The sequence below is a fragment of the Pseudomonas sp. 1D4 genome (genome assembly GCF_001728925.1).
In the GTDB taxonomy this organism is placed as follows: Bacteria; Pseudomonadota; Gammaproteobacteria; order Pseudomonadales; family Pseudomonadaceae; genus Metapseudomonas; species Metapseudomonas otitidis.
The window spans coordinates 1-14,263 of record NZ_LXJQ01000028.1 but is presented as its reverse complement, the minus strand read 5'-3'; the positions used below and the strand labels follow the sequence as shown (position 1 = coordinate 14,263).

Below are 14,263 nucleotides of genomic sequence, written 5' to 3'. Positions count from 1 at the left end.
GTTTACGCGGTGTAAATGAGCATCTTGAGCCGGTTTTTAACGCCGCGATGACAACGCAGGTCGTTTTCAGGGGCGCCCTTATGGGGCGGGCAAGCTTACTTGAGGCATGGGTGCCATGCCAGCCGCGGCGTCCAGGCGGTCGAGGCCGCGGTAGGCGAGGTGGCAGACGCCACCGCCGAGCAGGGCCGGGAGCAGCAGATTGAGCACGGGAACCACCGCCAGCATGAGGATCAGCAGGCCGAAGGCGATGAGGGCGCCGCGCTGGGCCCGCACCACGCGCATCTGTTCGGCGCCACTGGCCAGTCCGGCGAGGGCGGCGGGCACCAGAAAACGCACGTTCAGGTAGGCCAGCAGCATCAGCATCAGGATGCCGTTGACCACGGGGATCAGCAGGCAGAGCAGCGGGCCGATTCCGATGCCGATGCCGAGGCCCAGCCAGGGGCCGAGGTGGTAGCGGCCGGCGCGCAGCAGGTCGGTGGTGGCGGGTTGGCGCTGGAGCAGGCTGGGGTAGTGGCTGCGGGTACGTGTCTTCAGGCGCCCCATCAGCACCCAGCGCAGGCTGAGGCGGATGCTGAGCACCACGGCGCCAGCGTAGAGCACGACCACGATGGCCACTGCCAGCAACGCGGCGTAGACCGCCATCAAGGCCAGGGCCGGGGCGATGTTGGCCATGGCGCTGATGGTTGCCGGGCCACCACTGACGCTCGGGAGCAACCCGAGGGCGGCAGCGCCCATGATCACGAAGGAGGCGATCAGCCCGGCGGCCTTGGCGATGAACTCGAAGTGGGCGTAGAACAGCCAACCCCAGAAGCTGGTCATCAGCAGGCAGAGGCCCGCCGAGCCGATGAGAATGCCCGGCCGCAGGCTGGAGCGCAGGGCCAGCCCCAGGCAGATGAAGGCCTCCAGAAAGGCCAGACCGATAGACTTGAATCTCGCTTTCATGGACAGGGGCATTCCTTTGCACGGCGGAAATGAAGAAGGGCCGCATTATGCGGCCCTTCGGGGTTCACCAGGCTTACTTCTTGCCCAGTTTGTGCTCGAGGTAGTGAATGTTCACGCCCCCTTTGCAGAAACCCTTGTCGCGGGTGAGGTCGCGGTGCAGCGGGACGTTGGTCTTGATCCCGTCCACCACGATCTCGTCGAGGGCGTTGCGCATGCGCGCCATGGCCTCGTCGCGGTCCCTGCCGTAGGTGATCAGCTTGCCGATCAGCGAGTCGTAGTTCGGCGGTACCGAGTAGCCGCTGTACAGGTGCGAGTCGACACGCACGCCGTTGCCACCCGGGGCGTGGAAGTACTTCACCTTGCCCGGGGAGGGCATGAAGTTGTCCGGGTCTTCGGCGTTGATGCGGCACTCCAGAGCATGGCCGCGGATGACCACGTCTTCCTGCTTGATCGAGAGCTTGTTGCCTGCGGCGATGCTGAGCATCTCCTTGACGATGTCGACGCCGGTGACCATCTCGGTGACCGGATGCTCCACCTGGACGCGGGTGTTCATCTCGATGAAGTAGAAGCGGCCGTTCTCGTAGAGGAACTCGAAGGTACCCGCACCGCGGTAGCCGATTTCGATGCAGGCCTGGACGCAGCGGGCCAGCACTTCGGCACGGGCCTTCTCGTCGATACCGGGGGCGGGGGCTTCTTCCAGCACCTTCTGGTGGCGGCGCTGCAGGGAGCAGTCGCGGTCACCCAGGTGGATGGCATTGCCCTGGCCGTCGGAGAGGACCTGCACTTCCACGTGGCGCGGGTTGGTGAGGAACTTCTCCAGGTAGACCATGGAGTTGCCGAACGCGGCACCGGCTTCGGTGCGGGTCAGCTTGGCCGACTTGATCAGCTCGTCGGCGCTGTGCACCACGCGCATGCCGCGACCACCGCCGCCGCCAGCGGCCTTGATGATCACCGGGTAGCCGACTTCCTCGGCAATCGCCAGGGCGGTCGCTTCGTCTTCCGGCAGGGGGCCGTCGGAGCCCGGCACGGTCGGTACGCCGGCCTTCTTCATGGCGTCCTTGGCGGACACCTTGTCGCCCATTAGGCGGATGGTGTCGGCTTTCGGGCCGATGAAGGCGAAGCCGGAGTTCTCCACCTGCTCGGCGAAGTCGGCGTTCTCGGCGAGGAAGCCGTAGCCCGGGTGGATCGCGGTGGCGCCGGTCACTTCGGCGGCACTGATGATGGCCGGGATGTTCAGGTAGGACTGGGCAGCGGGTGCCGGGCCGATGCAGACGGTCTCGTCAGCCAGGGACAGGTGCATCAGCTCACGGTCGGCCGTGGAGTGCACCGCTACCGTCTTGATGCCCAGCTCCTTGCAGGCGCGCAGGATGCGCAGGGCGATCTCGCCACGGTTGGCGATCAGGACTTTTTCCAGCATCACAGGCTCTCCGCGGTTCAGACGATGGTGAACAGCGGCTGGTCGTACTCAACCGGCTGACCGTTTTCCACGAGGATGGATTCGATCACGCCACTGGCTTCGGCTTCGATGTGGTTCATCATCTTCATCGCTTCGACGATGCAGAGGATGTCGCCTTTCTTAACGGTCTGGCCGACTTCGGCGAAGTTGGCCGAGGTGGGGGAGGCGGCGCGGTAGAAGGTGCCGACCATCGGCGAGCGGACCACGTGGCCGTTCAGCTTCGCAGCAGCCGGGGCAGCGTCGGCTGCCGGAGCCGGGGCAGCCGCAGGCGCGGCGGCAACGGGGGCCGCGACCGGGGCCGGGGCAGCGGCGTAGACCGGCTGGGCGGCCATGGCCTTGTTGCTGTGGCGGCTGATGCGTACGGACTCTTCGCCCTCGCGGATCTCCAGCTCGTCGATCCCGGACTCTTCCAGCAGTTCGATCAGTTTCTTGACTTTACGGATATCCATTAATCATCAACTCCCAAGGGTAAGGTCAGGGGCGTTCAAGGTGTTCCAGTGCCGCGTCCAGGGCCAGGCGGTAGCCGGTGGCGCCCAGACCGCAGATCACTCCCACGGCTACGTCGGAGAAGTAGGAGTGATGGCGGAAAGGTTCTCGCTTGTGCACGTTGGAGAGGTGCACTTCGATGAATGGGATGCTCACTGCGAGCATCGCGTCACGTAGCGCGACACTTGTATGCGTGAAAGCGGCCGGATTGATCAGGATGAAGTCCACACCCTCGTTGCGCGCAGCGTGGATCCGCTCGATCAGTTCGTACTCGGCATTGCTCTGCAGGTGCATCAGGTGGTGCCCGGCTTCGCGGGCGCGGCGCTCCAGGTCCTGGTTGATCTCGGCCAGGGTGGTGGCGCCGTACTTGTCGGGCTCGCGGGTCCCCAGCAGGTTGAGGTTGGGACCGTGCAGGACGAGCAGGGTGGCCATGGGCTGTCTTCCTTATTGGGGCCAGGCGGGACCGTGAAGGATAGTCGTGACTGTCCCTGTGTCGCCAGTAGTCGACACGATGCCCGCAGATTGCGGCAGATTTATGAAGTTCCGCTTATTGACGCGAGCCGGCGCGGGCCAGGTGGTCGGCGAACGCGGCGGCGTGGATCTCTCCTACGACACGCAGATCGGCCCATTCGTCACCGTTCGCCCCGAAGAACAGCAGGGCCGGCGGGCCGAACAGCTTGTAGCGGTCCAGCAGGGCGCGCTGTTCGGCGGTGCTCTCGGTCATGTCGAAGCGCACCAGGCGATAGCGGCCCAACTGTGCGGTGACCTCCGGCGCGGTGAGCACCTCGCGCTCGATCACCTTGCAACTGATGCACCAGTCCGCGTACCAGTCCAGCAGCAGCGGTTGCCCGGCGGCCTTGGCCGCGGCCTGGGCGGCCTCAAGCTCGGTCGGCGTCTTCACGGTGACCCAGGCTCCGGCGGCTGCCGTGGCCTGGGGGGCGCCGGCCACGCCGGCGCGACCCAGCGGGCGCAGCGGATCGGCTTCGCCCTTGAGCGCGCCGACCCAGGTGGCACCGGCGTAGACCAGCAGCACCAGCCCGGCGAGTTGCGCCAGGCGCTGGCGCGGGGATTTGGGGCCGAACTCCAGGGTGCCGAGGAACAGCGCCACCCCGGCAGCCAGCAGGCCCCACAGGGCCAGGCTCAGCGAGCCCGGCAGCACGCGCTCCAGCAGCCACACCGACACCGCCAGCAACAGCACGCCGAAGGCATTGCGCACCGCCACCATCCACGGGCCGGAGCGCGGCAGCAGCGCGCCGCCACCGACCGCGAAGAGCACCAGCGGAGTGCCCATGCCGAGGCCCAGCAGGAACAGCTTCAGGCCGCCGCCCAGGGCATCACCGCTGGCGCTGATATAGAGCAGGGCACCCGCCAGCGGGGCGGAGACGCACGGCGAGACCAACAGGCTGGACAGCACCCCCAGCGCTGCCGCGCCCCAGATCGAGCCACCCTGGGTGCTGCCGGCCAGGCGGTCCAGCGGGCCGGCGAGGAAGCCCGGCAGGCGCAGCTCATACAGGCCGAACATGGCCAGGGCGAACACTGCGAAGAAGGCCGCGAAGGGCACCAGCACCCAGGCCGACTGCAGGCGTGCCTGCAGGTTCAGCTCGGCGCCGAACACGCCCATCAGCGCGCCCAGCACGGCGAAGCAGGCCGCCATCGGCAGCACGTAGGCCAGCGACAGCACCAGGCCCCGGCCGCCGCCCACCTGCCCGCGCAGCACCACGCCGGAGAGGATCGGCAGCATCGGCAGCACGCAGGGGGTGAAGGTCAGGCCCAGCCCGGCGAGGAAGAACAGCGCCAGCTCGTGCCAGCTCCAGCCCTGCCCGTCGCTCGGCAGTGCACCGTCCGACGCGGCGGCGGATGCGGCGCCGATCTGCAGCGTCTCGGTTTCCGGCGGGTAGCACAGACCCTTGTCGGCACAGCCCTGGTAGGTCACCAGCAGCTTGAAGGGGCGCTGTTGCGGGTTGTTCAGCGGCAGGTCGACGTCGAGGACCTCGTAATACACCTCCACGTCGCCGAAGTAGTCGTCGGTCTTGTGCTTGCCCGCCGGCAGTTGCGCCGCGCCCAGGCCGACATCGGCCGGCTCGGTGCGGAACTGGAAGCGGTGCTTGTAGAGGTAGTAGCCCTCGGCGTTGGTGAAGCGCAGCTTGATCGCCGTGGGTGAACTCTCCACCAGGCTGAGGCGGAAGGCCTCGCGCACCGGGAGGAAGTCCTGGCTGTTGTTCAGCGGGGCGCCGAGGGTGGCGCTGGGGCGGCCATCCAGCAGCCCGGCGACGGCGGGCAGGGTGGCCAGTAGAAGGATGAGGGTCAGCAGACGACGCATGGGACACTCGGCAGGAAAAGGTGCCGGGCATGATAACGGAGCCGGTCCGCGCCCGGCAGGCCGATCCTGTAAGCGGCTTTCTCATCATGCCGAAAGGTCATGCGCCGTCCCCTTGAGCGCGTTGCCTGCGCCGGGGCGCGACACGTCGCCGCAGGGCGGCGGGTCTCGAGCGCCTGCTAGACGCGGAAGGCCTGCACCGCCTGGTTCAGCTCACCGCCCAGTTGCAGCAACTGCTCCGCCTGGTCGCGGCTGCGGCCGATGTGGCGGAGGTTGTCATCGCCCTGCTGGTGGATCTGCTCGCTGTAGCCACGGATTTCGCTCACCGCGCCGCTCTGGTTGGCGGTGGCTTCGGCGATCTGCCCGGCGGTGCTGGCGATGGTGCGGATGGCGTCGACGATCTCGTCCAGCGCCCCGTCCGCCGCGGCAGCGCGGGTGGCGGTGGCCTCGGCGTGCTCCACCTGGGCGCGCATGCCCTGCACCGACTGGTGAGCGGCGGTCTGCAGGCGGCCGATCAGCTCCTGGATTTCGCCAGTGGCGCCGGCGGTGCGTTGCGCCAGGGTGCGCACCTCGTCGGCGACCACGGCGAAGCCGCGGCCTTGCTCGCCGGCGCGGGCCGCTTCGATGGCCGCGTTCAATGCCAGCAGGTTGGTCTGCTCGGCGATGCCACGGATCACCACCAGCACGCTCTCGATGGTGGCCGACTCCTGGGCCAGACGCTCGATGGCGCTCGCGTTCTTCTGCACCTCGCCCACCAGCGTGCGCATGCCGGTCAGGCTCTGGCCGATGATGCGCTGGCCCTGCTCCACCGCACGGCCGGCGGCGTGGCTGGCGTCGGCGGCGTGGGCAGCGTCCCCGGCCACCTGCTGAATGGTGGCCTCCAGTTCGCCCAGGGCATCACGGATCTGCCCGGTGCCCACCGCCTGGCGTTCGGCGCCGTCGTGCAGGCCGCCGTTGAGGCCAGCCAGGGTGTGGCTGCTGCTGAGCACCTGCTCGGCGTGGTGGCGGATGGTGCCCACCAGGTCGCCCAGGTAGTCCCGCAGGCGCGCCAGTGAGCCCTCGATGCCGCGCAGGTCGTCGATGCGCGAATCGAGGTGGATGGGTTGGCTGAAGTCCCCGGAGGCCCAGTGGGACAGCGCCTGCATCAGGCGCCCGAGCAGTCGCGTGAGGTTGCGCTGGATGCGGTCCACCGCCAGGGCGATGAGCAGGATCAGGCCGATCATCAGCCCCTGCATCAGCCGCACCTCGCCCTGGATGCGGCCATGCTCGGCGCGCACCTGGGGCTCCAGGGCGGCCAGGGCCTGGCGCAGGTCGTCGAGGCGGGCGCGGGTGGCCTTGGCCAGTTCCGCACGGTTGGCGATCAGTTGGCGGGTGCGCTGCAGTTCGGCCGGGTAGCGACCGACCAGGCTGGCCAGTTCGCGCTTGAGGGCGATGCCACGGTCTTCGGCGGTCTTCTCCTCGTCCTGGTTGGCCAGGCCCATCATCGCGGCGAAGTCGTCGGAGGCGGACTGGGTCTGCTCGGCCACGCCGAGCAGGGGCAGGGCGTCGAGACGGGCGGACTCCTGGCCGAGGGCGGCCAGCTCGCGCTCCACATCGGCGGCCAGTTCGTCACGGCCGCTCTCCACCAGCTTGGCGCGGGCGTGGACCAGGCGCGTCAGGTGCTGGGAGGCCGCCAGCAGCGGCGCCCGGTAGTCCGCCGCGTGGGTCGGGTCGCCGGCGTCTGCATAGCGCGCCAGTTGCTCCAGTGCACCGTCCAGTTCGCGCTCGGCCTGGATCAGCAGGCCCTGCGGGTCACCGGCCAGCTTGCCGGCGGCCAGGAGCTGGTCGGCTGCAAAGGTGCGCAGCGGGTCGATGCCGCCGCGCAGGGTACTGGCCAGCTCCGGCGGCAACTCCTGCATGCGCTGGTCCAGATCGTCCAGGCCCTGGGTGGCGGCGCTGTGGCGCAGGGCATCACCGCTGGCCAGGTAGGTCTCGATGTTGTCGCTGACATCCCGTTGCACGCGCTGCGCCAGGTCCAGGTACAGCTCCATCACCTGGTAGGGGCGTTCCAGGGCGCGCTGGGACCACCACAGCGTGGCGCCCAGGGCCAGGCACACGGTGACCAGAAGAAGGGTATTGAGGTTGGTGAGCTGCTTAAGGCGCATGGGGGCCTCGACCTACAACGGACAGGACGGCGGACCCCGACGATATTTCGTTTCGATTGCAGCTTGATGACAGCGTGACCTGCGTCACGCTGTGGAATGCTTCAGCGGAACAGCTCGACGCGGTTGCGGCCGCTGCGCTTGGCCTGGTAGAGCGCCTCGTCGGCGCGCTTGGAGAGGGTGTTGCTGTCGATGTCGCCGCTCAGCTCGGCGATACCGCAACTGAAGGTGCAGGACAGGTCATGGGGCTGGGCCGGGTAGCGGATCTCGGCGAAGCGCTGGCGAATCTCCTCCAGCACCCGCTGGGCGGCCGCCAGGTCGGTGTCCGGCAGCACCACGGCGAACTCTTCGCCGCCGTAGCGACCGATGTGGTCGCTCTTGCGCAGGCGCTGCTTGAGGAACAGCGCCAGGCCCTTGATCACCCGGTCGCCCATGGGGTGGCCGTAGGTGTCGTTGACCTTCTTGAAGTGGTCGATGTCCAGCATCGCGAAGCACAGCGGGCGGCCGTCGCGGCGCGCGCGGGAGCGGGCGTCTTCCAGCAATTGCAGGGTGTGGGTGTGGTTGAACAGCCCGGTGAGGCTGTCGCGCACCATCCGCGCCTTCAGACTGCGTGCGCGCTTGGCGCGGGTGCGCACCGTGGCGATCAGGTGACGCGGCTTGATCGGCTTGGTGAGGAAGTCGTCGCCCCCCTCGCTCATCGCGTCGAGCTGCTTGTCCAGGTCGTCTTCGGCCGACAGGTAGATGATCGGCACGCTGACGTAGCGCTCGTTCTGGCGGATCACCTTGGCCAACTCGGTGCCCAGGCACTCGGGCATGTACATGTCGAGGATGATCAGGTCCGGCTGGAACTCCGCCAGCGCCGCCATCGCCTGCACCGGCTCGGTGATGGCGCGGGTGACGATGCCGGCGCTGTTCAGGGTCATCTCGGTATGCATCGCCTGGGCGCGGGAGTCGTCCACCACCAGCACCCGGTAGGGCTCGTAGTGGGCGGTGCGGGTCAGGGTCTCGATGCGCTCCAGCAGGCTGGAGGCGTCCAGGGTGCCGCTGTAGAACTCCTGCCCCCCGGCGCGCACGGCGGCCAGGCGGGTCGGGGTGTCGGTGTCCTCATGGCTGAAGAACAGCACCGGCAGCTTGTGTTCCAGGCCCTTCTGCGCCTCCAGTGCCAGCTCCAGGCCCATGCCGGGGCCGGCGAAATCCACTTCCATGACGATGGCCGACGGGTGCCGCTCGGCCATGGCCGCACGGAAAGTGTTGGCGCTGTCGCAGGTCTGTGCCGAGAGGCCGAAGAACTCCATCTGCTGGGCCAGGCGTGCGGCGCGCTCACCGTCCTGCAGAGCCAGGTAGACCGGCTTGCGCAGGGGCGGCAGGAAGGTCTGCTCGAGCTGGTCGCCTTGGCGCAGGCCGGTGCGCGACAGGCGCTGCATCAGTTGGCTCAGCTCAGTGATCAATTCGCTGGACAGGCGACCGCGGTTGGCCTGGATGCCCACCAGGCTGGCTTCGATGCTCTGCGCCAGTTGGCTGTGCTCGGGCTGCTCGAAGCGCTGGGCATAGCGCTGCAGGAGGGCATTGGCCTCGCTCAGCTCGGTGAGGTCGGACTCCCGCCACTCGCTGCGCTGCAGCCGCTGCCAGACCTCCAGAAGATGGCGCGCCTGGTGGATCACCCGTTGGGCGAAATAGGTCTTCAGGCGATCGCGGCTGGGATCTTCGGGTTCGTTCATGACGGGCTTCTGGGCTTCTGGTCGTTTTCTGGACGAAAGCCGACCTGGATGGTGGCGCTATGCTAGCACCTCGTTGCAACCGCGCCAGTACCGCCGATCCCTTGGCGTCAACCTTTTCTCCGGGAGTGCCACTGGGTCACAGCGCGAATGTGCGCATCGTCTCAACCCGCCGTTACCGGCCCACTCTTGGTTTGGCCATCGGACGCTGGCAAGGTCGCTCGCTTCACTTATAGTGCGAGGCCGACGGCACCCTTGCGTAAGGGCGCTGTCGAAACTTGCCGAACGGATGAGTGAAGGACATAGCCATGCTGGACTGGAAGAAGCGTGCGGGCCAGGCACGAGATCGCGTCGATGATTCGGTGGACGATGTCCGCAGCTACCTGGGAGGCATCTGGGTCAGCCGCGCCCTCGGCGCCCTGCTCGGTGTCTACCTGGTGGGAGCGGGCGTGGTGGGCTGGTACTGGAGCCAGGAGCCCGAGCTGTTCCCCGTGCAGCAGAACGCCCAGGCGGCGGCCGAGCGCGCCCAGCGCAAGCTGGTCACCGGCTACACCACCGTCGAAACCCTCAAACAGGTCTCCCAGACCCTGCTGGACAAGCCCGGCGGCTACCTCTCCAACGACCTGGCCCCGCCCGGCCTCTGGCTGGACAACATGCCCAGTTGGGAATACGGCGTGCTGGTGCAGGTCCGCGACCTGACCCGCGCCCTGCGCAAGGACTTCGCCCGCTCCCAGTCGCAGTCCACCGAGGACGTCGACCTGGCGCGCGCCGAGCCGCGCTTCAACTTCGACAACAAGAGCTGGGCCCTGCCAGCCTCCGAGACCGAGTACCAGGGAGGCATCCGCGCGCTGGACCGCTACCTGGCCCGCCTCTCCGACCCGAATCAGCCCGGTGCTCAGTTCTATACCCGTGCCGACAACCTCAACAACTGGCTGGGTGACGTCGCCACCCGTCTGGGCTCGCTGTCCCAGCGCCTGTCCGCCAGCGTCGGCCGGGTGCGCCTGGACACTGACGTGAAGGCCCAGGAGGGGCAGGAAGGCGTGGTGCCCAAGGTCAGCGAAGAGTTCGTCGAGACGCCTTGGTTGCAGATTGACAACGTCTTCTATGAGGCCCGAGGCCAGGCCTGGGCGCTGTCCCACATCCTGCGTGCCATTGAAGTGGACTTCGCCGACGTACTGGCCAAGAAGAACGCCACCATCAGCGTGCGCCAGATCATCCGTGAGCTGGAGGCCGCCCAGGAGCCCCTGTGGAGTCCCATGGTGCTCAACGGCAGCGGCTACGGCGTACTCGCCAACCACTCGCTGGTGATGGCCAACTACATCTCCCGCGCCAACGCCGCCGTGATCGACCTGCGCCAGCTGCTGGAGCAGGGCTGATGGCCCTCGACCCGCGCGAAGCGGCCCACCGCGCTGCCTCCGATGCCGAGCGGGTGGCCTGGGTCGACGAGCAGGACCGCCTCCTCGGCGGCCTGCCCCGGGCCGAGCTGCGCGAGCGCGGGCTGGTTTCCCGTGGCACCTTCATCCTCCTGTTCAACAGCGCCGGCCAGCTCTGCGTGCATCGCCGCACCCTGAGCAAGGCGCTGTACCCGGGCTACTGGGACGTCGCCGCCGGCGGCATGGTCCAGGAAGGGGAGGACTACGCCCTCTCCGCCGCCCGTGAACTGGAGGAAGAGCTCGGCATAGCCGGCGTGCCCCTGCGCGAGCATGGGCGCTTCTACTTCGACGAGCCGGGCAACCGGCTCTGGGGCGCGGTGTTCTCCGCCGTGTCCGACGCGCCCCTGCGGCTGCAGCCGGAAGAGGTGATGGAAGCGCGATTCATGAGCCTCGACGAGGCCCAGGCGCTGGAGAACTGCTGCCCGGACTCGCTCAAGGCGTTGCGCCTTTATCTGGCGTCGCTCTAAGACGTGTTAGGCAACTAGACGGGGATATCGGAGCCCAGCTGCTTAGCGAGTTTTGCTGTTGTCTTATGTTTCGCCTTCCCAGGCGAGTTTCTTTTTTCAGTCGCCAAAAAAGAAACCAAAAAGGCTCGCCCCTGCATCCGGGTCCCGCTTCGCGGGACTCCCCTCGCTCCATCGTTGCTACGGGGGCCGGCGCGATGGGCCATCCATGGCCTGGCGCGCCTCTCACGGCATCCATGCCGTTCGTCCCCCTTCGCAACGACTGCGCTCGGCCTCCTGAAGGGGCACTGTCCCCGCCCTGCCATTTGAGTTCCGTTCTGTTTTAGCGTGCGCGCAGGGTCTGCTTTTTTGCAGCTGCGGGAAGTTGTTGAAACCCCCGCCCGGCGCGGGTTTGTGCAATATCCCGGACCCTTTCGTGCACGATGCCGAACAGGGTCGCCAATCTGACGATCAATGGCGCAAATTCGCACTTAGCATTCGCCGCGAATGCTGCTAAATTGCGCCGCCTTTCAACCCCGGCTTCCCGGCCGGGGCTGCGCTGCCCCTGCCAGAGTGGGGCTTCGCGGTCGGCCCCCCGCCGACCAGTCGCTATCCTGACCCCTACGAGGAAAGCCGGTGGTCAAGAAAGCTTCGTCCTTTGCCGCCCTCGGCGGCCTGGTGTACTCCACCGACAGCGGCCGGCACTGCCCGGACTGCGCCCAGCCCATCGACGCCTGCACCTGCAAGCAAGCCACCGTGCCCGCCGGCGACGGCATCGCGCGCGTTCGCCGCGAAACCAAGGGCCGGGGTGGCAAGACCGTCACCACCGTCAGCGGCGTACCGCTGGCCGGCGACGAGCTGAAGGAGCTGGCCAGCGCGCTCAAGCGCCGATGTGGCACCGGCGGTGCGCTCAAGGACGGCGTGATCGAGATCCAGGGCGACCACGTGGACCTGCTGCTCGACGAGCTCGCCAAGCGCGGCTTCAAGGCCAAGAAATCCGGCGGCTGAGCCACGGCTTTCTAAACTGACCGTCATCGCCACGGTCAACACTCCAACGTCATACGACCGCATTAACCTGCCCACGCCTGCCCGGCACGTCCCGGCGGGTTCGGCCTTTTTCATCCCACAGGGGGAACACGATGTCTGCACGACGCACGCGCAAGGACGATGGCAGCCGCTGGACCGTGGCCGATAGCCGCAGTGTCTACGGGATTCGCCATTGGGGGGCCGGCTTCTTCGCCATCAACGAGGCCGGTCGCGTCGACGTGCGCCCCAGCGGCCCGTCCAGCGAGCCGGTGGACCTGCACGAACTGGTCGGCAACCTGCGCGAGGCGGGTCTGTCCCTGCCGCTGCTGGTGCGCTTCCCCGGCATCCTCCAGTCGCGCGTGCGCCAGCTCACCGGCGCCTTCGACGCCAACATCGCACGGCTGGAATACCAGAACCGCTACACCGCCCTGTACCCCATCAAGGTCAACCAGCAGGAAGCGGTGGTGGAGAACATCATCGCCACCCAGAACGTCTCCATCGGCCTGGAAGCCGGCTCCAAGCCCGAGCTGATGGCCGTGCTGGCGCTCGCCCCCAAGGGCGGCACCATCGTCTGCAACGGCTACAAGGACCGCGAGTTCATCCGCCTGGCGTTGATGGGCCAGAAGCTCGGCCACAACGTCTTCATCGTCATCGAGAAGGAATCGGAGGTGGAGTTCGTCATCGAAGCCGCCGCCGAGCTGAAGGTCGCGCCCCAGGTCGGCCTGCGTGTGCGCCTGTCGTCCCTGGCCTCCTCCAAGTGGGCCGACACCGGCGGCGAGAAGTCCAAGTTCGGCCTCTCCGCCGCCCAACTGCTGTCGGTGGTCGATCGCTTCCGCAAGGCCGGCCTCGACCAGGGCGTGCGCCTGCTGCACTTCCACATGGGCTCGCAGATCGCCAACCTGGCCGACTACCAGCACGGCTTCAAGGAAGCCATCCGCTACTACGCCGAACTGCGCAGCCTCGGCCTGCCGGTGGACCACATCGACGTCGGCGGCGGCCTGGGTGTGGACTACGACGGCACCCACTCGCGCAACGCCAGCTCCATCAACTACGACATGGACGACTACGCCGGCGTGGTGGTGGGCATGCTCAAGGAGTTCTGCGACGCCCAGGGCCTGCCGCACCCGCACATCTTCTCCGAGAGCGGCCGCGCCATGACCGCGCACCACGCCGTGCTGGTCATGCAGGTTACCGACGTCGAGCGCCACAACGACGCCGTACCGGTGGTGGACGACCGCGAAGAACAGCCCGAGATCGTCCGCTGGCTGCTCGACCTGCTCGGCCCGACCGATACCGAGATGGTCACCGAGACCTACTGGCGTGCCACCCACTACATCGGCGACGCCGCCGCCCAGTACGCCGAAGGCAAGCTGACCCTCGCGCAGAAGGCCCTGGCCGAGCAGACCTACTTCGCCATCTGCCGCCGCCTGCACAACCAGCTCAAGGCCCGCCAGCGTTCCCACCGCCAGGTGCTCGACGAGCTGAACGACAAGCTGGCCGAGAAGTACATCTGCAACTTCTCCGTGTTCCAGAGCCTGCCGGACACCTGGGCCATCGGCCAGGTGCTGCCGATCATCCCGCTGCAGCGCCTCGACGAAGAGCCCCTGCGCCGGGCCGTGCTGCAGGACCTGACCTGCGACTCCGACGGCAAGATCAAGCAGTACGTCGACGAGCAGAGCATCGAGACCAGCATGCCGGTGCACGACGTGCGCGAAGGCGAGGACTACCTCCTGGGCGTGTTCCTGGTGGGCGCCTACCAGGAGATCCTCGGCGACATGCACAACCTGTTCGGCGACACCGACTCGGTGAACGTCTACCAGCGCGAAGACGGCAGCGTGTACCACGCCGGCATCGAGACCCACGACACCATCGAGGACATGCTGCGCTACGTGCACCTGTCCCCCGAGGAACTGATGGCCCTCTACCGCGACAAGGTGGCCAGCGCCAAGCTCAGCCCCCGCGAGCGCACCCACTACGTGGACGCCCTGCGCCTGGGCCTGACCCGTTCCTCCTACCTCTCGTCCTGATCGCCCCGCGCCCCGAAAAGCCCCGGCCCATGCCGGGGCTTTTCATTTCCGCCACCAGCCAGTACGAATCCAACGTAGCCCGGGCTTCAGCCCGGGAGCGGAGTCATCCCCAAGGCCCATGCGCCAGTAATCGGTGGATGAAAAGAGCGTCATCCACCCCGACGCGAGCCTCCACCCCCGCCGCCCCGCAGGGCGTATCGCGCTTCACCGATCCACCGTCTCGACGCCGGAGCGGTGTGAGCCCGTAGGATGCGGTGAGCTCGGCGAACCGCATCGA

Annotated in this window: 11 protein-coding genes; 4 read left to right on the top strand and 7 right to left on the bottom strand. The window is 67.6% G+C overall.

From position 1 onward, the window contains the following. Window positions 1–78: 78 nt before the first annotated feature. The 7 genes from A7D27_RS15425 to A7D27_RS15395 all read right to left on the bottom strand — a co-directional run bounded on the left by A7D27_RS15425 (window position 79) and on the right by A7D27_RS15395 (window position 9,060). Window positions 79–942, bottom strand: coding sequence for an EI24 domain-containing protein (locus A7D27_RS15425; RefSeq protein ID WP_069562447.1), 864 nt, complete (start codon window positions 940–942; stop codon window positions 79–81). A 73-nt stretch (window positions 943–1,015) separates the two neighbouring features. Continuing rightward, on the bottom strand, window positions 1,016–2,359 hold the full coding sequence (accC, locus tag A7D27_RS15420; protein WP_069562446.1) for an acetyl-CoA carboxylase biotin carboxylase subunit: 1,344 nt from the start codon (window positions 2,357–2,359) through the stop codon (window positions 1,016–1,018). A 17-nt stretch (window positions 2,360–2,376) separates the two neighbouring features. Continuing rightward, window positions 2,377–2,847: an acetyl-CoA carboxylase biotin carboxyl carrier protein gene (accB, locus tag A7D27_RS15415; protein WP_044411158.1), complete on the bottom strand. Its 471-nt coding sequence runs from the start codon at window positions 2,845–2,847 to the stop codon at window positions 2,377–2,379. 25 nt (window positions 2,848–2,872) lie between these two features. Further along, complete coding sequence (gene aroQ / locus A7D27_RS15410; protein WP_044411161.1) at window positions 2,873–3,316, bottom strand: type II 3-dehydroquinate dehydratase; 444 nt, start codon at window positions 3,314–3,316, stop codon at window positions 2,873–2,875. A 115-nt stretch (window positions 3,317–3,431) separates the two neighbouring features. After that, window positions 3,432–5,204, bottom strand: a complete 1,773-nt coding sequence (locus A7D27_RS15405; RefSeq protein WP_069565378.1) for a protein-disulfide reductase DsbD — start codon at window positions 5,202–5,204, stop codon at window positions 3,432–3,434. Between the two features lie 176 nt (window positions 5,205–5,380). Continuing rightward, window positions 5,381–5,968: a methyl-accepting chemotaxis protein gene (locus A7D27_RS29165; RefSeq protein ID WP_371850578.1), complete on the bottom strand. Its 588-nt coding sequence runs from the start codon at window positions 5,966–5,968 to the stop codon at window positions 5,381–5,383. Window positions 5,969–7,446: 1,478 nt separating this feature from the next. Beyond that, complete coding sequence (locus A7D27_RS15395) at window positions 7,447–9,060, bottom strand: diguanylate cyclase (RefSeq protein ID WP_069565376.1); 1,614 nt, start codon at window positions 9,058–9,060, stop codon at window positions 7,447–7,449. Between the two features lie 305 nt (window positions 9,061–9,365). On the opposite strand from A7D27_RS15395, the gene A7D27_RS15390 reads away from it, so the two are divergent. The 4 genes from A7D27_RS15390 to speA all read left to right on the top strand — a co-directional run bounded on the left by A7D27_RS15390 (window position 9,366) and on the right by speA (window position 13,986). After that, complete coding sequence (locus tag A7D27_RS15390) at window positions 9,366–10,433, top strand: DUF2333 family protein (protein WP_069562442.1); 1,068 nt, start codon at window positions 9,366–9,368, stop codon at window positions 10,431–10,433. Then, a complete protein-coding gene (gene yfcD / locus A7D27_RS15385) occupies window positions 10,433–10,957 on the top strand; it encodes an NUDIX hydrolase YfcD (RefSeq protein WP_044411174.1) in 525 nt (174 codons plus the stop codon). The genes A7D27_RS15390 and yfcD overlap by 1 nt, the downstream gene beginning before the upstream one ends. Window positions 10,958–11,569: 612 nt before the next feature. Further along, entirely contained in the window at window positions 11,570–11,941 is a 372-nt protein-coding gene (locus A7D27_RS15380) for a translation initiation factor Sui1 (protein ID WP_069562441.1), read from the top strand. 131 nt (window positions 11,942–12,072) lie between these two features. Beyond that, window positions 12,073–13,986 (top strand): arginine decarboxylase, encoded by a 1,914-nt coding sequence (speA, locus tag A7D27_RS15375; protein ID WP_069565375.1) that lies wholly within the window; start codon window positions 12,073–12,075, stop codon window positions 13,984–13,986. Window positions 13,987–14,263: the final 277 nt, after the last annotated feature.

Coding starts and splice junctions, on each gene's coding strand:
- A7D27_RS15395 (WP_069565376.1), bottom strand. CDS start 9,060: ATGAACGAACCCGAAGATCCCAGCCGCGATCGCCTGAAGACCTATTTC.
- A7D27_RS15425 (WP_069562447.1), bottom strand. CDS start 942: ATGAAAGCGAGATTCAAGTCTATCGGTCTGGCCTTTCTGGAGGCCTTC.
- yfcD (WP_044411174.1), top strand. CDS start 10,433: ATGGCCCTCGACCCGCGCGAAGCGGCCCACCGCGCTGCCTCCGATGCC.
- A7D27_RS15405 (WP_069565378.1), bottom strand. CDS start 5,204: ATGCGTCGTCTGCTGACCCTCATCCTTCTACTGGCCACCCTGCCCGCC.
- accC (WP_069562446.1), bottom strand. CDS start 2,359: ATGCTGGAAAAAGTCCTGATCGCCAACCGTGGCGAGATCGCCCTGCGC.
- A7D27_RS15390 (WP_069562442.1), top strand. CDS start 9,366: ATGCTGGACTGGAAGAAGCGTGCGGGCCAGGCACGAGATCGCGTCGAT.
- accB (WP_044411158.1), bottom strand. CDS start 2,847: ATGGATATCCGTAAAGTCAAGAAACTGATCGAACTGCTGGAAGAGTCC.
- aroQ (WP_044411161.1), bottom strand. CDS start 3,316: ATGGCCACCCTGCTCGTCCTGCACGGTCCCAACCTCAACCTGCTGGGG.
- A7D27_RS29165 (WP_371850578.1), bottom strand. CDS start 5,968: ATGCGCACGCTGGTGGGCGAGGTGCAGAAGAACGCGAGCGCCATCGAG.
- speA (WP_069565375.1), top strand. CDS start 12,073: ATGTCTGCACGACGCACGCGCAAGGACGATGGCAGCCGCTGGACCGTG.